Annotated in this window: 15 protein-coding genes, 1 tRNA gene and 1 other RNA gene; 14 read left to right on the top strand and 3 right to left on the bottom strand. The window is 69.3% G+C overall.

From position 1 onward, the window contains the following. Positions 1-64: 64 nt before the first annotated feature. Together pbpG and ACUTAG_RS07560 are read right to left on the bottom strand one after the other, a co-directional pair. Positions 65-1,348: a D-alanyl-D-alanine endopeptidase gene (gene pbpG / locus ACUTAG_RS07565; RefSeq protein WP_024070114.1), complete on the bottom strand. Its 1,284-nt coding sequence runs from the start codon at positions 1,346-1,348 to the stop codon at positions 65-67. Between the two features lie 312 nt (positions 1,349-1,660). Further along, positions 1,661-1,735, bottom strand: a tRNA-Arg gene (locus tag ACUTAG_RS07560). A gap of 215 nt (positions 1,736-1,950) precedes the next feature. On the opposite strand from ACUTAG_RS07560, the gene ACUTAG_RS07555 reads away from it, so the two are divergent. The 9 genes from ACUTAG_RS07555 (at position 1,951) to ACUTAG_RS07515 (ending at position 9,799) form a co-directional block, all read left to right on the top strand. Further along, complete coding sequence (locus tag ACUTAG_RS07555; RefSeq protein ID WP_148319218.1) at positions 1,951-2,715, top strand: enoyl-CoA hydratase/isomerase family protein; 765 nt, start codon at positions 1,951-1,953, stop codon at positions 2,713-2,715. Next, complete coding sequence (locus ACUTAG_RS07550) at positions 2,712-4,334, top strand: AMP-binding protein (protein ID WP_006385517.1); 1,623 nt, start codon at positions 2,712-2,714, stop codon at positions 4,332-4,334. The genes ACUTAG_RS07555 and ACUTAG_RS07550 overlap by 4 nt, the downstream gene beginning before the upstream one ends. After that, complete coding sequence (locus tag ACUTAG_RS07545) at positions 4,331-5,281, top strand: hydroxymethylglutaryl-CoA lyase (protein WP_006385516.1); 951 nt, start codon at positions 4,331-4,333, stop codon at positions 5,279-5,281. The genes ACUTAG_RS07550 and ACUTAG_RS07545 overlap by 4 nt, the downstream gene beginning before the upstream one ends. Before the next feature lie 87 nt (positions 5,282-5,368). Next, positions 5,369-5,905, top strand: coding sequence for a MarR family winged helix-turn-helix transcriptional regulator (locus ACUTAG_RS07540; protein WP_006385515.1), 537 nt, complete (start codon positions 5,369-5,371; stop codon positions 5,903-5,905). Between the two features lie 91 nt (positions 5,906-5,996). Next, a complete protein-coding gene (locus tag ACUTAG_RS07535) occupies positions 5,997-6,731 on the top strand; it encodes an enoyl-CoA hydratase/isomerase family protein (RefSeq protein ID WP_110059562.1) in 735 nt (244 codons plus the stop codon). Continuing rightward, positions 6,728-7,924: a CaiB/BaiF CoA transferase family protein gene (locus ACUTAG_RS07530; RefSeq protein WP_024070111.1), complete on the top strand. Its 1,197-nt coding sequence runs from the start codon at positions 6,728-6,730 to the stop codon at positions 7,922-7,924. Before ACUTAG_RS07535 ends, ACUTAG_RS07530 begins: the two co-directional genes overlap by 4 nt. 72 nt (positions 7,925-7,996) lie before the next feature. Continuing rightward, positions 7,997-8,968 carry a Bug family tripartite tricarboxylate transporter substrate binding protein gene (locus ACUTAG_RS07525; protein WP_049053909.1) on the top strand — a complete coding sequence of 324 codons (972 nt, stop codon included), beginning with the start codon at positions 7,997-7,999 and terminating at the stop codon, positions 8,966-8,968. A 151-nt stretch (positions 8,969-9,119) separates the two neighbouring features. Further along, complete coding sequence (locus ACUTAG_RS07520; protein WP_006385511.1) at positions 9,120-9,374, top strand: type II toxin-antitoxin system prevent-host-death family antitoxin; 255 nt, start codon at positions 9,120-9,122, stop codon at positions 9,372-9,374. Further along, positions 9,371-9,799, top strand: a complete 429-nt coding sequence (locus ACUTAG_RS07515; RefSeq protein ID WP_035181958.1) for a type II toxin-antitoxin system VapC family toxin — start codon at positions 9,371-9,373, stop codon at positions 9,797-9,799. Before ACUTAG_RS07520 ends, ACUTAG_RS07515 begins: the two co-directional genes overlap by 4 nt. 75 nt (positions 9,800-9,874) lie before the next feature. Here the strand turns inward: ACUTAG_RS07515 and ACUTAG_RS07510 are convergent, their stop codons facing one another. Continuing rightward, positions 9,875-10,828, bottom strand: a complete 954-nt coding sequence (locus tag ACUTAG_RS07510; RefSeq protein ID WP_024070109.1) for an NAD(P)H-dependent flavin oxidoreductase — start codon at positions 10,826-10,828, stop codon at positions 9,875-9,877. A 221-nt stretch (positions 10,829-11,049) separates the two neighbouring features. On the opposite strand from ACUTAG_RS07510, the gene ACUTAG_RS07505 reads away from it, so the two are divergent. From ACUTAG_RS07505 to ffs, 5 genes are all read left to right on the top strand, one after another. Further along, positions 11,050-12,249 (top strand): MFS transporter, encoded by a 1,200-nt coding sequence (locus ACUTAG_RS07505; RefSeq protein ID WP_006385507.1) that lies wholly within the window; start codon positions 11,050-11,052, stop codon positions 12,247-12,249. 16 nt (positions 12,250-12,265) lie between these two features. Next, positions 12,266-12,427, top strand: coding sequence for a hypothetical protein (locus tag ACUTAG_RS07500; protein WP_006385506.1), 162 nt, complete (start codon positions 12,266-12,268; stop codon positions 12,425-12,427). Positions 12,428-12,486: 59 nt separating this feature from the next. After that, positions 12,487-15,150 carry a PD-(D/E)XK nuclease family protein gene (locus tag ACUTAG_RS07495; protein ID WP_054499107.1) on the top strand — a complete coding sequence of 888 codons (2,664 nt, stop codon included), beginning with the start codon at positions 12,487-12,489 and terminating at the stop codon, positions 15,148-15,150. Positions 15,151-15,153: 3 nt separating this feature from the next. Continuing rightward, on the top strand, positions 15,154-18,654 hold the full coding sequence (locus ACUTAG_RS07490) for a UvrD-helicase domain-containing protein (RefSeq protein WP_148319216.1): 3,501 nt from the start codon (positions 15,154-15,156) through the stop codon (positions 18,652-18,654). A gap of 780 nt (positions 18,655-19,434) precedes the next feature. Continuing rightward, positions 19,435-19,532: signal recognition particle sRNA small type (gene ffs / locus ACUTAG_RS07485), an RNA gene on the top strand. Positions 19,533-19,639 lie beyond the last annotated feature (107 nt).

Genomic DNA, 19,639 nt, shown 5'->3' with positions numbered 1-19,639 from the left:
CGGCGCCGGACGAAAAAAAGCCCGATCCAGGATCGGGCTTTTTCGTGGGCGGGCGAGGCGCGGATCAGCCGCCGGGTTGGGCCGAGGCCATGGCCACTTCGCTTTGCACGATGCGGCGGATGCGCACCGCATCGCCGATGCGCGACAGCTTGCCCTGCGAGTCCAGCAGCACGATGGCCAGGTCGCGGCCATTGATGCGCGCCAGCATCACCAGGCATTCGCCGGCTTCGTTGATGTAGCCGGTCTTGGACACCTTGATGTCCCAGTCGGGCTTGCGCACCAGCAGGTTGGTGTTGCGGAAGGTCTGCGTGCGGTTGTTGATCTCGACGTCGTACTCGGTATCGGTGGAGTAGCGGTGGATCAGCGGACGCTGCGAGGCGGCGCGCAGCAGGCGGGCCAGGTCGTGCGGCGACGACACGTTGTCGCTGGACAGGCCGGTGGGTTCGATGAAGTGCGTGCTGGTCATGCCCAGCGACTGCGCCTTGGCGTTCATGGCGGCCACGAACGCGGGCAGGCCGCCCGGATAATGGCGGCCCAGCGCGTTGGCGGCGCGGTTCTCGGAAGACATCAGGGCCAGGTGCAGCATGTCGCCGCGCGACAGCTTGGTGCCCACGCGCAGGCGCGAGGTGGTGTGCTTGAGGCCGTCGATGTCTTCATCGGTGATCTCGAGCATCTCGTCCATCGGCTGGTTGGCATCCACCACCACCACCGCGGTCATGAGCTTGGAAATCGAGGCGATGGGGCGCACCACGTTTTCGTTCTTGGCGAAGATCACGGTGGACGTGGCCAGGTCCTGCACATAGGCGGTGCTGGAGCGCAGCGCGGCGGCTTCGGCGCGCACCGACACCGCGGGCGGCGGCATGGCGGCGGCCGCCGCAGCGGCGGCCGTGCGCTGCGCGCGCGACGGTTTGTTCGGCTTGCCGTTCTTGCCGGCGGCGCCCTTCTTGGACGAACCCTGCTGCGCGACGGCCTGCTTGCCGCCCTTGGGAGGCGCCTTCTTGCCGGCGGCCTGCTTGGGCGCGCCCTTGCCCGCGGCCTGTTTGCCGGCGGCGCCCTTGGGCGTGGATTTGGCGGCGGCCGACTTGGGCGCGGCTTGCTTGCCGGCGGCTGCCTTGGGCGCGCCCTTGGCCGCGTTCTGCTTGGGGGCGGCGGCCTTGCCGGCGCCGGCCTTCTTGGCGGGAGCGGGCGCCTTCTTGGCTTGTTGCGCCTTGCAAGCGGCCGATTTGGCGTTGGTCTTGCAAGGGTCGGTATTTTTCGCGGCGAGCGCGGCGGAGGGCAGGAGCGCGCACATCGCCAGCGCCGCCGGCGCTATCGCGTTCGCAATTGCACGTTTCCAGTTAAATGCCATGGTTTGAACAGGCTTGTCAGTCTGTGAAGAATTGTTTCCCTGGTCGTGCTAGTGACGGTTCAGGAAAAGTCCAGATGAATTAGAGGCTTACGCGTCGAATTTAAACAGCAATTTCAAGTGACGCGCAAGACGATTCGCTATCATCGCCCAAAAAAATATCGGGGTCGTATTGACGGATGGCGTATTCGTCACCAAACGCGTCCCGAGACGCTACCGGCGCGCGGCGCGTGAGCGTAGCCCGGATTAACCCTCATCTGGCTGAAAGCGGGGAATTTTCTTGGGATGGCCTGCGGAATCGAGGCCGGGGAAGGGTGGCCTCGCCGGGTGGAATCGAACCACCAATTGACCCTTAGGAGGGGCCGGTTATATCCATTTAACTACGGCGAGACTGCGCGATGGCTTCGCGCTGGAATCGCATCAGGCTAAGTGACGCCTAGTGCTTTGATATTCCAGGGAAAGACCGGCGCGCAAGTGTAACACCATTGGATAAGCATCGAAATTTAGTGGATTAAATCAACTATGTGCCCTATATTGCCTGGCATGGCCAGTCGTCGCCGCCGCGCGGCGGTCCGGCCGCATACCTAGAACATCCAGGAGCAGGCATGACCCCGACTTTCCACACGATCCTGCTGGACGTGCAGGACCGTGTCGCCACGGTGACGCTGAACCGGCCCGACAGCCGCAACGCGCTCAATTCCCTTATGTGCGCCGAATTGGTGCAGGCCATGCAGCAACTGGCTGACGATCCGGACGCGCACGTGGTGTTGATCGTCGCGGCCGGCACGGCATTCTGTGCCGGCGCCGACCTCAAGGAGCGCAAGACCATGTCGAACGCGGAAATGACGGCGCGCCGGGTACAGGGCTTCGCCGCCTATGCCGCGATCGAACGCCTGCCGCAGCCGGTGATCGCGGTGGTGCAGGGCGCAGCGTTCGGCTCCGGTTGCGAGATCGCCGGCGCCTGCGACTTCGTGCTGGCCTCGTCCGAGGCCACGTTCTGCTATCCGGAGGTGGGGTGGGGCACGGTCGGCGCCACGCAGCGCCTGCCGCGCATCGCCGGCGCGCGCAAGGCCAAGGAATTGCTGTTCACCGGCCGCCGTTTCGATGCGGCCGAAGCGCGCGAGATCGGCCTGGTCAATCATGTATATGCGCCCGACGCGCTGGCGGGCGAAGCGGCGCGCATGGCGGCGGCCATCGCGCGCGCCGCGCCGCTGACCGTCAGGCTGACCAAGCGCAGCATCGACCAGGGATTGGCGACCACGCGCGAAGGCGCGATGGCGATCGAGTTGCTGGCCATCGAGGAAAATCTGCGCGGCAGCGACTGGAAGCAGGCCATCGCCGGCTTCGGCGCGGCGGGAGACAAGGCATGATCGGTCCGATGACCCTGTCGCAGGCGCTGGCGCGCCAGGTGGCCGAGCGCGGCGCCGCCGAGGCCTTCGTCGCGCCCGGCGAACGCCACACCTGGGCCGCGCTGCAGGATGGCGCGCAACGTATCGCCCGCGGCCTGCATGCGGCCGGCGTGCGCCGTGGCGACCACGTCGGCGTGCTGCTGGGCAACGGCGGCACCTGGGTGCAGGTGTTCTATGCCTGCGCCATGCTGGGCGCCGTGACGGTGCCGGTCAATACGCGCTTCAAGACCGATGAGCTGGCGTTCTGCCTCAGGCAGGCCGACGTCAAGCTGCTGCTGACGGCCGACTCATTCCTGGGCATCGACTTCCTCGGCCTGCTCACCCAGGTCGAGCCGGCGCTTGACAGTGGCTTGCCCGGCGAGGCGCTGCCGTTGCTGCGGCGCGTCGTGGTGCTGGGCGCGCGCTGCCTCGCGGGCGCGCAGCCGTGGCAGGACTTCCTGCGTGCCGGCGAGACGGTCGACGATATCGAGCTCGACGCCGCCCTGCGCGCCGTGGCGCCCGACGACGTGTTGCTGATCCAGTACACCTCGGGCACGACCTCGTTTCCCAAGGGCGTGATGCTGACGCATGCCAACATGCTGACCAACGCCTGGGCCGCGGCGCAGCGCATCGGCGTGCGGCCCGACGACCGCTATTTCAGCATCCGTCCGTACTTCCATGTGGCCGGCACCACCCTGTCGATCCTGGTCAGCCTGATGACCGGCTGCTGCCTGCTGACGCTGCCGAAGTTCGACGTGGCCGAGGCGCTGCGCATGCTCGACGAAGAACGCTGCACGCTGACGTCCGGCAACGACACCATCTTCCTCATGCTGATGGGACATCCCGATTTCGACCGCAAGCGCATCCATCTGCGCGGCGGATGGGCGGCGGCAGGTCCGCAGGTGATGGGCAAGATCCGCGACGTGATGGGCGTGCCGGGCATCTGCAACGCCTACGGCCAGTCCGAGGCCTCGCCCAACATCACGCTGTCCGCGCACGACGATCCCTTCGAGCTGCGCGCCATGGGTTGGGCGTTGCCGCATCCCGGCATGCAGGTGCGCGTGGTGGACCCGGGCACGGGCGCGCCGCTGCCCGCCGGCATGCAGGGCGAGATCCAGGCGCGTGGCTGGAGCGTGATGAAGGGCTACTACAAGATGCCCGAGGCTACCGCCAAAGCGCTTGGCGCGGACGGCTGGCTCAGCACCGGCGACCTGGGCGAAATGGATGCGGCGGGCCGGCTGCGCATGGTGGGCCGCCTGAAGGACATGTTCCGCGTGGGCGGCGAGAACGTCGCGCCGGCGGAAGTGGAAGAGACGCTGCACGGCCATCCCGCCGTGCGCATGGCGCAGGTGGTGGGCGTGCCGGATGCGCGCCTGGGCGAAGTGCCGGCGGCGTTCGTGCTGCTCAAGGAAGGCCAGGACTGCACGCCGGACGAGCTGACGGCCTGGTGCAAGGCGCATTGCGCCAACTTCAAGGTGCCGCGTTATGTCGAGATCGTCGACAGCTTCGAGCACATCGGCATGACCGGCAGTTCCAAAGTGCAGAAGAACAAGCTGCGCGCCCACGCGCTGGCGCTGTTCGGACTGGAGCAGCAGGCATGAGCGCGCGCGACGTGGTGCTGTGCGAATGTTTCGCGCGCGACGGCCTGCAGCATGAGCCGGACTTCATCGACACCGCGGTCAAGGTCGACCTGATCGACCGCTTTGCCGCGCTGGGCTTCGAGCGGGTCGAGGCGACCTCGTATTCCAATCCCAAGGTGGTGCCGCAATTCGCCGACGCCACCGAGTTGCTGGCGGCGCTGCCGCGGCGCGCCGGCGTCTGGTACAAGGCGACCTGCGCCAATGCGCGCGCCGTCGAGCGCGCGCGGGCCGACCTGGATGCCGGCATCGGCGCCAACGAGATCAGCCTGCTGGTCTCGGCCAGTGAATCGCATTCGACGCGCAACCTGAAGCGCGATCGCGCCGCCCAATGGGACAACATCGCGGAGATGGCGCGGCTGGCGGACGGCCGTTTCCGCCTGATCGGCACGATTTCGGTGGCGTTCGGCTGCCCGTTCGAAGGCGCCGTCGATCCGGAGACGGTCATGGCCGACGCGCGGCGCTTCGCCGCGCTGGGCGTGGACATTGTCACGCTGGGCGACACCACCGGCATGGCCACGCCGGCATCGGTGCGCGACCTGTATGGGCGCATGGCGCGCGAGGTGCCGCAGGTGACCCCGGTGGCGCATTTCCATGACACGCGCGGCACCGGCCTGGTGAACTACGTGGCGGCGCTGGAGGCAGGCGTCACCCACTTCGATTGCGCCTTCGGCGGTGTCGGCGGGCATCCGGCCAAAGTGCGCTACGGCGGCGGCCATACCGGCAACGTCGCCACCGAAGATCTGGTCAGCCTGTTCGAGTCCATGGGCGTGCGCACCGGCCTGGACCTGGCGGGGCTGGCGGCCGTCTCGGCCCATTGCCAGGAAGTGCTGGGTCGCGCCCTGCACAGCCGGGTGGCGCAAAGCGGGCTGAACCCGCTGATCGGCGCTGCCGCGGGAGCGGCCGCGTGAGGGGCGCGCGCCGCCTTTGTATATCATGCGGGCAGTGGCGCGCGCCGGGCGCGAACGCCACGTTTTCCCGCATCTGACGAGTCCGCCATGGCCACCCGCACCGCATCCAAGTCCGCCACCGCCGCGCGTCCCGCACCCCGGGCGCTCAAGGAACTGTTCTCGTACCGGCTGAACCGGCTGGCCTATGTTTCCAGCCGCATTGCCGCCGGCTTGAACGAAAGCCGCTACGGCGTCGGTCCGCGCGAATGGCGCATCATCGCGCTGCTGGGCGCGGCGCCCGACATGTCGTTGAACGCCGTGGCGCGCGAAGCCAACATCGACAAGAGCCAGGCCAGCCGCACCGTGTCCGAACTGATCGAGCGCGGCCTGATCCAGCGCAGCGCCGACAGCCAGGACGGCCGTGGCGTCAGCCTGGACCTGACGCGCGCCGGCCGCGCTCTGTACGAGGAAATTTTCCCCGCGGCGATCGAGCGCAACGAAAGCATGCTGTCGGTGCTGTCGGATGCCGAGCGCGAGGCGATGGAGCGCATGCTGGACAAGCTGACGGCGCATGCGCTGGAGATGCTGAATGAATGCAAGGCGGAGGTGCCGGCGCGCCGCGGCCGCGGCGTGCAGCCGCGCTGACCGCGCGAGGGTGCGCTCCGCGCCTTTTTTTACCCTTATTGTTGATTTAATCAATCACTTTGCTTGTCGCCATTGGAAGAGGATATCCGTGATGTCGGAATTGATCATTGAAGACCTGGGTGCGGTGAGGCTGCTGCGCCTGAACCGTCCGGAAAAGCACAACGCCCTGAACACCGCGTTGACCACGGCGCTGCTGGAGGCCTTGCGCCAGGCGGACCGCGACGACGCGGTGCGCGCGGTGGTGCTGGCGGGCAACGGCAAGTCGTTCTGCGCCGGCGCCGACACCGGCGAGTTCTCGGCCCTGACGCCGGAACAGCCCGACGCGGTGCTGCGCCGCGCCGACCTCACTACCGATCTGCACCTGGTGTTCTCGCGCATGGTCAAGCCGGTGATCGGCGCGGTCCATGGCAATGCGCTCGGCGGCGGCGCCGGCCTGGCGCTGGCGTCTGACCTGACCGTGATGGCCGAGGACGTGCGCTTGGGCTATCCGGAACTGCGCCACGGCATCGTGGCCGCGGTGGTCATGGCCAACCTGGTGCGGCAGGTGGGCCGCAAGCATGCCTTCGAGTTGGTGGCGATGGCCGAGCCCATCGACGGCGCCCGCGCGCTGCAGCTGGGCATCGCCAACCGCGTCGCGCCCGCCGCGCAGGTGCTGGACCAGGCATTGGCGATGGCGCAACGCCTGGCTGGCTGGGAGCCGGCCGCCATGGGCCTGACCAAGCGCGCCTTCCATCGCGCGGCCGACCTGGGGCTGGCCGAGGCGCTGGGCGTGGGCCGCGACGCCAACGTCATCATGCGCGGCTTTCGCCAGGGAGCGGCGCGATGAGGCCGCTCGAAGGCGTCACCATCCTGGACCTGTCGCGCGTGCTGGCGTGCCCGTTCGCCTCGATGATCCTGGCCGAGCTGGGCGCCGACGTGATCAAGGTCGAACAGCCCGGCGGCGGCGATGAGACGCGCGGTTTCGAGCCCAAGGTGCGCGGCGAAGGCGGCACCGAGTCGGCCTATTACCTGGCCTTCAACCGCAGCAAGCAATCGGTCACGGTGAACTTCCGCCACCCCGAAGGGCAGGCGCTGATCCGGCGCCTGGCGCAGACCTGCGACGTGGTGGTCGAGAACTTCCCGGTCGGCACGCTCGCCAAATACGGGCTGGACCGCGAGCACATCGCGCCGGACAACCCCGGCCTGATCTATTTCTCGTGCACCGGCTTCGGCATGACCGGGCCGTACGCGCCGCGCAAAGGCTATGACACCGTATTCCAGGCCATGGGCGGCATCATGAGCCTGACCGGCGAGCGCGGCGGCGGCCCGGTCAAGCCGGGCCTGCCGGTGAGCGACCTGACCTCGGGCCTGTGGGCAGCCATCGGCATCCTGTCGGCGCTGGTGGGGCGGGCGCGTTCGGGGCAGGGCTGCCACATCGACTTCTCCATGCTGGACGGCCAGGTCGGCCTGCTGTCGCTGGCGGCCGCGCGTTACTTCGCGCTGGGTGAGGTGCCGCCGCGGCTGGGCACCGAACATCCCGGCCGGGTGCCGTCCGCCGCCTTCGAGTGCGGCGACGGACGCTGGGTGCAGATAACCGGCAGCGATCAGCACTGGAAGCCGCTGTGCGAGGCGCTCGACCTGCCGCAATGGGCCGACGATCCGGAGCTGGCGCGCAACGCCGTGCGCGTGGCGCGCCGCGACGAAGTCATGGCCGGCCTGTCGGCGGCCGCCGCGCGGCTGACGCGCGACGAACTGTGTCGCCGCTGCGATGCGCGCGGCGTGCCGGCCGGCCCGATCCTGGACGTCGAGGAAATCCTGCACAACGAGCACGTGCTGGCGCGCGGCATGGTGGCCAGCTACGAGCATCCTGCCATCGGCCGCTTCGGCGCGGTGCCGGTGCCGTTCAAGTTCGATGGTTTCGACGATCCGCGGCTGGAGCGTCCGCCCTTGCTGGGCGAGCACACCGACAGCGTGCTGGCGGGCCGGCTGGGCCTGTCGCCGGCGCAGATCGAGGCGTTACGCGCGCAGGGCGCGATCTAGCCATCGGGGCCATGAGCCCCGGGGCCTTTCCCCGCACCACGCATAAAACACAAATATCCCAGGAGACAAACCATGAAGACTCTCAAGCGCCTGCTGTGCGGCGTGGCGGTGGCGGGCGCGTTGTGCGCCCCTGTCGTCGCCGCCGATTCCTATCCCTCGCAGCCGATCACGCTGGTCAACCCGTATGCCGCCGGCGGTCCCGCCGACGTGCTGGGGCGGGCGCTGGCGCGCGAGCTGGAAAAGCAGTTGGGCAAGACCATCATCGTCGAGAACAAGGCCGGTGGCGGCGCGGCCATCGGCGCCAACTTCGTGGCGCGGGCCAAGCCGGACGGCTACACGCTGTTGCTCGGCACCTCGGCCGCCCACGTGGTGACGCCGCTGATGCAGCAGACGCCGTACGACGGCATCAAGGACTTCGCCTTCGTCTCGATCGTCGCCAACCAGCCCAACATGCTGGTGGTGCGGCCCACGCTCAAGGCCGACAGCGTCGAACAATTGATCGCGATGGCGCGCAAGGAACCGGGCCGCATCAACTATGCCTCGGCCGGGCCGGGCAGCTCGCCCCACCTGGGCGCCGAACTGTTCCGCGAACGCGCCGGCGTGGACATCGTCCACATCCCCTACAGCGGCGCGGCGCCCGCCATCAATGACCTGGTGGGCGGCCAGGTGGACATGGCGGTGCTGAACCTGGCCGCCAGCCTGCAGTTCATCCGTAGCGGCCGGCTCAAGGCGCTGGCCTACGCCAACGGCCAGCGCTCGCCGTTGTTGCCGGATGTGCCGACCCTGGCCGAATCCGGGGTGAAGGGCGCGGAGTCGGCGTCCTGGTACAGCCTGGCCGCGCCCAAGGGCACGCCGCCGGAAATCCTCCAGCGTCTGAACGATGCGGTGGCCAAGATCAACGCCGATCCTGAATACAGCAAGCTGATGCAGGCGCAAGGGGTGGATCTGTGGAACATGACGCCGGCGGAGGCCACCGCCTTCGTCGAGAAGGACCAGGCCGCCATGCGCAAGCTGGTGCAGGCGGCGGGGTTGATGAAGAAATAGGACGGTTCCGGCGGCCGGAATGACGGTTTGCCGCCCTGGTCGGATCCTGATGAGCGGGAAAATCTCCCGGTGGCCCTGGCTGCCGGGGTTGTTTCATTGCTTTCTATGTAGTAACATTACTATGTTATTTGTAAGGATCAGGGGATGCATCATGTCTATCACCACACTGTCCAGCCGGGAACTCAATCAGGACGTGACCCGCGCCAAGAAGGCGGCCCTGCATGGCCCGGTGTTCATCACGGACCGCGGCAAGCCATCCCACGTCCTGCTCGGCATCGAGGAATACTGGCGCCTGGTCGGCCAAAAACGAAATCTCGTCAGCGCATTGTCCATGCCGGGCCTTGCCGGCATCGATCTCGATGCCCCGCGCTCACGCGAGCTGCCCCGTCCCGCGGACGTCGACTGATGTTCCTGCTGGATACCAATGTGCTGTCCGAGCTGCGCAAAGCCGGCGACGGCAAGGCGGACAGGAACGTGATCGCCTGGTTCTCGAACGAGGACGCGGTGAACTTCTACGTTTCGGCGATCACGCTCATGGAAATCGAAATCGGCATCCTGCGCATGGAGCGGCGGGATGCCGACCAGGGCGCGCGCCTGCGGGCCTGGATGCGCGATCGCGTCCTGCCGGAATTCTCCAACCGGACGCTGCCGCTCGATGCGGCCGTGTCGTTGCGTTGCGCCAGGTTGCATGTGCCGGATCTGCGTCCGGAACGGGATGCCTTCATCGCGGCTACCGCGCTGGTGCACGGGATGACGCTCGTTACGCGAAACGTGTCCGATTTTTCCGGTTGCGGGGTCCGCCTCGTGAACCCTTGGGAAGCGAGTGCCTGAAAGACAACGCCCAGGCTGCGCCGGCGTTGAGCCGGCGTCGGATGTCCCGCGCCGACCGACGGCGGCGCTTCGCCGTCAACCCGCCAGCGCCGCCACGCGCCTGAGCGCGTCGCGCGTTTCCGCCACCAGTTGCTCCATCACGGCGCCGGCCGGCTGCAGGCTGTCGATCAATCCGGCGCTCTGGCCGGCCTCGACCTTGCCGCCCTGCACGTCGCCGTCGAAGGCTGCCTGCTTGAGGGAACTGCCGGCGAACATCGTCTCCAGCATGGCCTCGTCGCCGCCGCGCTCGGCCGCAAGGTAGTCGCGGGCGAAGGCGTTGCGCAGCATGCGCACCGGCGAGCGGCCGCGCCCCACCAGCGTGGTGTCGGCCACGCCGGCCGCCAGCACCGCGTCCTTGTAGGCATCGCACACGCCGGCCTCGGGCGTCAGCAGGAACCGGGTGCCCAGTTGCGCGCCCGCGGCGCCCAGGCACAGCGCGGCCGCGATGCCGGCGCCGTCGGCGATGCCGCCAGCCGCCACCACCGGCACCGACACGCGCCGCGCCACCGAGCGCAGCAGCACTTGCAGGCCGATTTCATCGGGGCCGGGATGGCCGCCGGCCTCCAGGCCGACGGCGATCACCGCGTCCACGCCGGCCGCTTCGGCCTTGGCGGCATGCTCGGGGCTGGCGATGACCTGCAGCCATTTGACGCCCGCCTCGCGCGCGCGGCCGATGTGCTTCTGCGGCCCGCCCTGCGAGGCGATGATGACCGGCACGCCTTCGGCCAGCGCGATGTCCATGTGTTCCTGCGCGCGCTTGTTGTAGAGCGGGATGTTGACCGCGTAGGGCGCGTCGGTGCCGGCGCGGACCTCGCGGATGGCGGCCAGCAGCGCCTCGGGGTACATCGGGCCGGCGGCGATCACGCCGAGCCCGCCGGCGCGCGACACCGCCAGCGCCAGCGCCGCGTTCGACGAGGCCCAGCTCATGCCGCCCTGGATGATGGGATAGCGCGTGCCCAACAGGCGGGTCAGCGGGGTTTGCAGAGTCATGGCTGATCAGAAGAGGGAAAAACCCATTCTGGAATATATGGTTGATAAAATCAACTATATTTTGCGTGGCACGCCAGCGGGCGCGTCGAGCACGCCATGCGCGATGCGCCGACGCGGGTATTGCCGGTCGCGCCAGGTTATTTGTTTATGATGTGCGCGTCTGGCCCAAGGCCCGGCCGTCCCGAGGAGGGGGCGCCTTTCCCCCATCAATAAGAACAATCATGTCCAGCACTACCGATACGCGTTACGTGCGCACCATCATCCTGGGTACCCTGGTGGTGCTGCTTGCCATGGGCGTGCGCGCCACCTTTGGCCTGTTCATGCAGCCCATGGGCCTGGCCCACGGGTGGGGCCGCGATGTGTTTTCCATGGCCTTCGCGCTGCAGAACCTGGTGTGGGGCGTGGCCTGCATCTTCATGGGCATCCTGGCCGACCGCCATGGCTCCGGCCGCACCATCGCGCTGGGCGCGGTGCTGTACATGCTGGGCATGATCGGCACGCGCTTTGCCACGGACGAAACCACGCTGTACCTGAGCGCCGGCGTGCTGGTCGGCCTGGGGCAGGCCGGCACGACGTTCCCCGTGATCCTGCCGGTGGTGGCGCGCGTGGTGCCGCCGGCCTACCGCAGCACGGCCATGGGCATTGCCAGCGCCGGCGGCTCGCTCGGCCAGTTCGCCGTGGTGCCGACCGGCCAGGCGCTGATCACCGGCCTGGACTGGCCGGGCGCGCTGTGGGCGTTGTCGCTGTTCGTGGCATGCGCCGCGCCGCTGGCCTATTTCCTGCGCGGCCGGCCGCAGGCCCACGGCGGGCCGCAGCAGTCGCTGGCGGCGGCGGTGCGCCAGGCGGTGCGGCACCCGTCGTTCCACTTCCTGTTCTGGAGCTATTTCGTCTGTGGCTTCCACACGGCCTTCATCACGCTGCACCTGCCGGCCTACGTCACCGACGGCGGCCTGACGCCGGGGCAGGGCGCCACCGCGATCGCGCTCATCGGGCTGTTCAACGTGCTGGGGTCGTTCTACGCCGGCAAGCTGGGCGGCAAGTACAGCAAGAAGCGGCTGCTCGCGGTGGTCTACGGCATGCGCGCATTCGGCATCCTGCTGCTGCTGTGGATGCCCCTGTCGCCGTGGGTGCTGTATGCGTTCGCGGCCTGGATGGGGCTGTTCTGGCTCGGCACCGTGCCGCTGACGCAGGGGCTGATCGGCCAGATCTATGGCCTGCGCTATGCGGCGACCCTGTCCGGCATCGTCTTCCTGGGGCACCAGGTCGGCAGCTTCATCGGTGTCTGGCTGGGCGGCTACGCCTATGCCAAGACCGGCAACTACGACCTGGTCTGGTGGCTCGGCGTGGCGCTGGCGGTGGCCGCGGCCTTGCTGTGCCTGCCGGTGCGCGAACAGCCGCTGGCGCAGCCGGCCGCAGCCTGACAGGTCGCAACCCGCCATGAACGCCCGGCCTGCTCCCACGCCCGCCCGCCGCCATCGCGGCTGGCGGCTGCTGGGCTGGACGGCACTGGCGCTGGTGCTGGGCCTGGCCTTCTGGGGCTACACCACGCCCGAGATGCAGATCCACTGGGAAAACCTGGCTTCGCTGTGCGGTTTTTAGCCGCGCTGGCGCGGCGGCCTCGCGGTATCCTACGGCGGTGAACGATTCTTCGCCTTTCCATGCAGGACGACCCGCTTTCCCATCCTGACCTCAGCCTGCCCGAAATCGGCGCCATGCCCGCCGCCGACCTGCTGGTGCTGACGGTCAACAACCGCCTGTCGCGCCGGCTCACGCTCGAGCTGGCCGGGCTGTTGCGCCAGGAACGCCAGGTCAGCGAACTGCCGCGCATCCTGCCCCTGTCCGCCTGGCTGGCCGAGTCCGCCAACGAACTGGCGTTCGAGGACGACGAGGACGTGCCGGCCTATCGCCTCGACAGCTTCGCCACGCAGCTGGTCTGGACCGAGGCCATCCGCGCCGAAGAAGCCGAGCGCGTGCTGCTCGATGCCAGCCAGGCCGCCCGCCTGTCGATGGACGCCGACCTGCTGATGGACGAATGGACACTGCAGGTGCCGTCCGGCGCCGATACCGATGAGTACCGCGGCTTCGCCCGCTGGCGCCAGCGCTACCGCAAGGCGCTGGCCGCCATCGACGCCGAAGACGCGAACCAGGGTTATGCGCGGGTGTTGCGGGCGCTCGAAGACGGCCAGCTGGCCGTTCCCGGGCAGCTGGTGCTGGCCGGCTTCACCGATCTGTCGCCGCGTTTCCGGCGCCTGCTGCGCGCCTTCGAAGACCAGGGCTGCCTGATCGCGCAATGGCGCGATACCCAGCGCGCGCCGGCCACGCCGCGGCGCTTCGAGGCGGCCGACCACGGCGCCGAATGGCGCGCGGCGGCCGAATGGGCCGCGGGCCAGCTGGCACAGCATCCCACCGGCCGCTACGCCATCGTTTCGCCGCAGCTCGAGGCCGAGTCGCCGTTCGCGCGCCGCATCCTGAGCCAGGCGCTGGCCGGCCGCGATGGCGCGCCGGCATTCGCCTTCAACGTGGCCGTGGGCCGCCCGCTCGACGAATGGCCGATGGCGCGCGCGGCGCTGGCCTGGCTGCGGGCGCTGGCCGAATGCGCGGCCGGCAAGGGCTGCGCCGTCGAGGTGCTGGGCGCGGCCCTGCTGGCGGGGCACTGCGCGGGCGACGTCAGCGAACGCGCGCGCCTGGCCGCCATCGACGCGCGCTGGCGTCGTCGCGGGCAGGTCCATGTCGGCGCGGCCGAGTGGCGCAAGCAACTGGCGGCCTTGCCGCCGTTGGCGCAGGCCTGGGACCAGGCCATGGAAATCTGGACGCGCGGTGGCGCCCGCGCGTCTTGCGACGTCTGGATGCTGCGCATGAAAGCGGCGTTGACGGCGCTGGGCTTTCCCGGCGAAGGCGTGCTGGACAGTGTCGGCTACCAGGCGCTGGGGGCGCTGGGAGAAGCCCTGGGCGGTTTCTCCGCGCTGGCGCCCGCCGCCGGCAAGCTGGGCGGCGTGGCGGCGGTCAATCTGCTGCAGAGCGTGGCGCGCTCGGCTTCGTTCCAGCCGCAGCGCGATCCCTCGGCGCGGCTCGACGTGCTGGGCCTGCTGGAAGCCGAAGGCGGCTTCTGGGACGGTATCTGGATACTGGGCCTGACCGACGACGTGCTGCCTGCCTCGCCCAAGCCGAATCCGTTGCTGCCCCTGGCGGTGCTGCGCCAGGCCAAGGCGCCGCGCGCCACGCCCGAACGCGAACGCGAATGGGCCGAGGGCATCTACGCGGCGTTGTGCCGTTGCGCGCCGCAGGTGATCGTCAGCCATGCGCACATGGACGGCGAACGCGAACTGCGGCCGTCGCCGCTGATCGCCGCTGCTGCCCCCACCGACTGGCGGCCGGCGCCGGTCGCGGCCGTGGCCGCCCTGCCGCAGGAATCGCTGGACGATATGCGCGGACCGCCGCTGGCGGCCGATGACCGCGGCGGCGGCGGCCTGGACGTGCTCGACACGCAGGCGCGCAACCCCTTGTGGGCCTTCGTGCGGCATCGGCTGGGCGGGCGCGAACTGGCGCCCTATGCCGACGCGGCCACGGTGAACGTGCGCGGCCAGTTCCTGCACAAGGCGCTCGAGCTGGTGTGGGGCATGCTGCCCGACCAGGATGCCCTGCATGAAACGCTGGCGCAGGGGCGCCTGCCGGCGCTGCTGGAACAGGCGGTGGCGCAGGCGGCGGACGAGGAGCTCCAGGAATACGCGCCGGCCCTGAAGGCGCTGGAATGCGCGCGCGCCAGGACGGTGCTGGCGGCGTGGCTCGACATGGAGGCGCAACGCCTGCCGTTCGCGGTGGCGCAGGTCGAGAAGAATCACCAATGGCGCCATGGCGCGCTGCACCTGAAGCTGCGGCTGGACCGCATCGACACGCTGGCCGATGGCCGCAACGTCATCGTCGACTACAAGACCGGGGTGGCCGCCGCCAAGCCCGAGCCGGATTGGTCGCGCAGCCGTCCCGTCAACGTGCAGTTGCCGTTCTATGCCTCGGTGCTGGCCGATGCCGCTGGCGGCGAGGTGGCCGGCCTGGTGCTGGCCCAGATCCACGCTCGCCAGGTGGCGGCGCAGGGCCTGGCCGACGAAGACCTGGGCATGGAAGGCGTGACGCTGGCGGCCGAGAGCAAGTATTTCGATGGCTTGCCCTGGCCCGAGATCCGCCAGCGCTGGCGCGCCGCGATCGAGTCGCTGGCCGATGAATACGTGGCGGGCTACGCCGCCAACGTCGCCTATCGCCGCGACGACCTGAAATACTGCGATGCGCTGCCGTTCCTGCGCTTGCACCTGGACGATGAGGACGCCTGAGCCATGGCCGATGTCGAACGCCAGCCCCAGGACCACGCCGCGCGCGCGGCCGCGCTGGACCCCGCCCGCTCGTTCCTGGTGCAGGCCCCCGCCGGCTCCGGCAAGACCGAGCTGCTGACCGACCGCATCCTGGCGCTGCTGGCCACCGTCAACCGCCCCGAGGAAATCGTCGCCATCACCTTCACGCGCAAGGCCGCGTCCGAGATGCATGCGCGCGTGCTCAGCAAGCTGCGCCGCGGGCTGGACGCGCCGCCCGAGGCCGCGCACGAACGCCGCAGCTGGGACCTGGCGCGCGCCGCGCTGGCGCGCAACGACGCGCAGCAGTGGCATTTGCTGGACCACCCCGCGCGCCTGGCCATCCGTACCATCGACTCGTTCTGCGCCGGCCTGGTGCGCAGCATGCCGTGGCTGTCCGAATTGGGCGGCATGCCCGAGATCACCGACGACGCGCGCGCGCATTACGAAGCCGCGGCTCGCGCCACGCTCGACCTGGCGGACGACTACGACGCGGTGCGCATCCTGTTGCAGCACATGGACGTGGACGTGCAGGCCGCCAAGGACGCCATCGCCGACATGCTTGGCCAGCGCGACCAGTGGCTGCCGCTGCTGCGCCACGGCTCCGACCGCGAGGCCCTGGAAGAAACGCTGGCCGAAGCCATCGGCGAGGACCTGGACGCGCTGTGCGAGGCCATGCCGCTTGGCTGGGCCGAAGCGCTGTGCGGTCCCGCGCGGCTGGCCGCGGCCCAGTTGCAGGACGGCGGCGAAGACGACCGGCTGGCGCCGCTGCGCGACTGGACCGACGAACTGCCGGCCGACGCCGAGGCGCTGGACCAGTGGCGCGCCGTGGCCCATCTGCTGCTGACCGGCACCGGGTCGCTGCGCAAGACCGTCAACAAGAACCTGGGCTTTCCCGCCAAGTGTGCGCATAAGGAACCCTTCGTCGCCTGGCTCGAGAGCGCCGACGGCGACGCCCCGTGGGTGCGGCGCCTGGCTGCCGTGCGCGATATCCCCGCGCCGCGATTGAGCGATGCCCAGTGGGAAGTGCTGGGCGCGCAGCTGATGACGCTGGCGCTGGCCGTGGCGCAGCTGCGGCTGCGCTTCGCCGATACCGGCGAGGTCGATTTCATCGAGATCTCGCAACGCGCCGCCGCGGCGCTGGGCAGCGCCGACGATCCCGGCGAACTGCTGCTCAAGCTGGATGCGTCCATCCGCCATCTGCTGATCGACGAATTCCAGGACACCAGCCAGACGCAGCTGGATCTGTTGAAAACGTTGACCTCCGGCTGGCAGGCGGGAGATGGCCGCACGTTGTTCCTGGTGGGCGACCCGATGCAGTCGATCTACCGTTTCCGCAAGGCGGAAGTGGGCCTGTTCCTGGAAGTGGCGCAGCGGGGCGTGGGGGAACTCCAGCCCGGCTTTCTCAACCTCACCGACAATTTCCGTTCGCAGGCGGGCATCGTCGACTGGGTCAACGAATCGTTCGCGCAATTGCTGCCCAAGCGCAGCGACGCCGCCGCGGGCGCCATCAAGTACAGCCCGTCCAGCGCGTTCCACGAGACCCTGCCGGATCCGGCGGTGCGCTTTCATCCCGCCTGGTCGCGCGGCGGCGGCGTTCCGGCGGAGGAGCAGGCCGAGAATATCGCGGTCGGCCTGGTGCGCCAGGCGTTGGCAGACCACGCGGGCAGCAAGCATCCGGTCGCCATCCTGGTGCGGGCCCGCAGCCACCTTGGCAACCTCACGCGCCGGCTGGCGCAGGAGGGCATCCGCTGCCGCGCGGTGGACCTGGTGCCGCTGGCGTTGCGGCCGGTGGTGGCGGACCTGGTGCAGTTGGTGCGGGCGCTGTCCCACCCGGGCGACCGGCTGGCCTGGCTGTCGGTGCTGCGGGCGCCGTTCTGCGGCCTGACGCTGGAATCGTTGCAGCGCCTGTTCGGCGCCGACCACGTCACGCCGGTGCCGGTGCTGCTGGAGCGGTTGTTGCGCCCCGCGCCGGCCCGGCCCGCCGACACCCCGCCGGTGCGGGCCGTCTCGGCCACGGTCCCAGCCGCGTCGCGGCAGGGCTCGCTGTTCGACGACACCGAGAATCCGGCGCAGGGGGCGTTGCCGCCGGACGATGCCGGCGCGCGGCTTTCGGCCGAGGCTTTGCTGCATCCCGATGAATACGCCCGCCTGCGGCAGGTGGCGGCGGTGCTGCTGGACTCGCGCAACGCCTCGGGCGCCATGCCGTTCGCGGCCTGGATCGAGACGCTGTGGCGCCGCCTGGGCGGTCCCGCGCTCTACAGCGGGCCGTCGGTGGCCAATGACGCCGAAAGCCTGTTCCAGCTGGTCGAGCGCCTGGCGCCGCACGGCGCCATCGATCCGGCCGCGCTGGACGCCGGCATCGCGCGGCTGTTCGCGGCGCCGGATGCGGCCGACGAAGAGGCCGCCGTCGAGATCATGACCATGCACAAGTCCAAGGGCCTGCAGTTCGAAACCGTCATCCTTTACGGCCTGCATCGCGCTCCGCGCGGCGACCAGCCGCCGCTGGTGCGCTTCGAGCAAAGCGGCGGGCGGGTGCTGTTCGGCCCGGTCAAGCCGCGCGCCGAGACCGAGGCCGACCCCGTGTCGCGCTACCTCGGCGCGCGCGAGGCGCGCCGCGCTTCCTACGAAATCGACCGCCTGCTGTACGTGGCCGCCACCCGCGCCCGCAAGCGCCTGCATCTGGTTGGCCACGTCGCCATCGACGAAGCCACCGGCCAGGCCAAGACACCGTCCTCCGCCAGCCTGCTGGGCCGCCTCTGGCCCTGCCTGACAACACCCGTGCCGCCCGCGACGGACGGCGATAGCGCCGAACCCCGCGACGACGGCCCTGAATGGCAAGGCGAGCCCCTGCGCCGCGTGCATCGCGACGGCCTGGCGCAACTGGCGCGCCAGGCCGATATCGCCATCAGCCCCGGCTTCGCCGCGGCCGCGCGCGGCGCCTGGGGCGACAGCGCCGAGCATCCCGCCTGGCAACTCGAATCCGGCTACGACGCCGCCATCGGCACCCTGGCCCACGCCTGGCTGGCCCGCATCGGCCAGGACGGCATCGCCGCCTGGCCAGCCGAGGCCCTGGCCCACCGCCTGCCCGCCATGCGCCGTCAACTGACCCGCGCCGGCATCCCCGCCAGCCAGGCCGATACCGCTGCCGAAGCCGTCCTGGATACCCTCCAGTCCACTCTGGCCGACGACCGTGGCCTCTGGCTCCTGTCCCAATCCGGCGCCCGCCGCGAATGGCCGCTCATCGACGCCGCCGGCAAGGTCTCCGTCATCGACCTGGCCCTGAGCACCGAAGACGGCTGGCTGATCGTCGACTACAAAACAGGCCGCCCCCAACCCAACGAATCCCCCGCCGCCTTCGCCCAACGCATGCGCCAACGCCACGGCGACCAACTCCTGCGCTACTGCGCCCAAGTCACCGCCCTGGACGGCCGCAAAGCCCGCGCCGCCCTCTACTTCCCCCGCGCCCGCGCCTGGATCGACCTATAAAAAAGAAGCAAGGCAAAGCGAAGCGAGCCCCCAAGACAAGCGAAGCAACGTCTTCCTCCCTCCCCTCGGGGGGGAGGGCCGGGGAGGGGGCGCACATACAGCCCCTCGGGGCCCGCCAAGCAAGAGGCTAGCCGAGCGAGCAACGCGAAGCTCTGCTTCCCTCGCGCCCGGGCCTGATAGACCTATAACCCGCCAAGGCAAAGCAGCGTAAAGCAAGGCAAAGCGAAGCGAGCCCCCAAGACAAGCGAAGCAAAGTCTTCCTCCCTCCCCTAGGGGGGAGGGCCGTGGAGGGGCACACACACTGCCCCCCGGGGCCCGCCAAGCAAGAGGCTAGCCGAGCGAGCAACGCGAAGCTCTGCTTCCCTCGCGCCCGAGCCTGATAGACCTATAACCCGCCAAGGCAAAGCAGCGTAAAGCAAGGCAAAGCGAAGCGAGCCCCCAAGACAAGCGAAGCAACGTCTTCCTCCCTCCCCTCGGGGGGGAGGGCCGGGGAGGGGGCGCACATACAGCCCCTCGGGGCCCGCCAAGCAAGAGGCTAGCCGAGCGAGCAACGCGAAGCTCTGCTTCCCTCGCGCCCGGGCCTGATAGACCTATAACCCGCCAAGGCAAAGCAGCGTAAAGCAAGGCAAAGCGAAGCGAGCCCCCAAGACAAGCGAAGCAAAGTCTTCCTCCCTCCCCTAGGGGGGAGGGCCGTGGAGGGGCACACATACAGCCCCTCGGGGCCCGCCAAGCAAGAGGCTAGCCGAGCGAGCAACGCGAAGCTCTGCTAGAATCTTGCTTGGCGGGCCCCTTCGCATGGTTCGACGGTGAACCTGGTCAGGTCGGGAACGAAGCAGCCATAGTCGTTTAGGGTCAGTGCCGGAGTAAGGCTCGCCAACCGGTTTTCGCAAAGGGGACGGGGTTGTTTTCCAAGGGGATTTCCCCGGAAGATGATTCCGTCCCCTTTGCATTTCGCGCCGGCAATCGCATAGGCTCTTGCAAAGGC

The organism is Achromobacter sp. CSND-B12 (assembly GCF_052906545.1).
This window is presented reverse-complemented; position numbering and strand designations above follow the sequence as displayed.

Bases quoted from the DNA above. Each gene is read 5' to 3' on its own strand.
- pbpG (WP_024070114.1), bottom strand. From the start codon at position 1,348: ATGGCATTTAACTGGAAACGTGCAATTGCGAACGCGATAGCGCCGGCG.
- ACUTAG_RS07555 (WP_148319218.1), top strand. From the start codon at position 1,951: ATGACCCCGACTTTCCACACGATCCTGCTGGACGTGCAGGACCGTGTC.
- ACUTAG_RS07550 (WP_006385517.1), top strand. From the start codon at position 2,712: ATGATCGGTCCGATGACCCTGTCGCAGGCGCTGGCGCGCCAGGTGGCC.
- ACUTAG_RS07545 (WP_006385516.1), top strand. From the start codon at position 4,331: ATGAGCGCGCGCGACGTGGTGCTGTGCGAATGTTTCGCGCGCGACGGC.
- ACUTAG_RS07540 (WP_006385515.1), top strand. From the start codon at position 5,369: ATGGCCACCCGCACCGCATCCAAGTCCGCCACCGCCGCGCGTCCCGCA.
- ACUTAG_RS07535 (WP_110059562.1), top strand. From the start codon at position 5,997: ATGTCGGAATTGATCATTGAAGACCTGGGTGCGGTGAGGCTGCTGCGC.
- ACUTAG_RS07530 (WP_024070111.1), top strand. From the start codon at position 6,728: ATGAGGCCGCTCGAAGGCGTCACCATCCTGGACCTGTCGCGCGTGCTG.
- ACUTAG_RS07525 (WP_049053909.1), top strand. From the start codon at position 7,997: ATGAAGACTCTCAAGCGCCTGCTGTGCGGCGTGGCGGTGGCGGGCGCG.
- ACUTAG_RS07520 (WP_006385511.1), top strand. From the start codon at position 9,120: ATGTCTATCACCACACTGTCCAGCCGGGAACTCAATCAGGACGTGACC.
- ACUTAG_RS07510 (WP_024070109.1), bottom strand. From the start codon at position 10,828: ATGACTCTGCAAACCCCGCTGACCCGCCTGTTGGGCACGCGCTATCCC.
- ACUTAG_RS07505 (WP_006385507.1), top strand. From the start codon at position 11,050: ATGTCCAGCACTACCGATACGCGTTACGTGCGCACCATCATCCTGGGT.
- ACUTAG_RS07500 (WP_006385506.1), top strand. From the start codon at position 12,266: ATGAACGCCCGGCCTGCTCCCACGCCCGCCCGCCGCCATCGCGGCTGG.
- ACUTAG_RS07495 (WP_054499107.1), top strand. From the start codon at position 12,487: ATGCAGGACGACCCGCTTTCCCATCCTGACCTCAGCCTGCCCGAAATC.
- ACUTAG_RS07490 (WP_148319216.1), top strand. From the start codon at position 15,154: ATGGCCGATGTCGAACGCCAGCCCCAGGACCACGCCGCGCGCGCGGCC.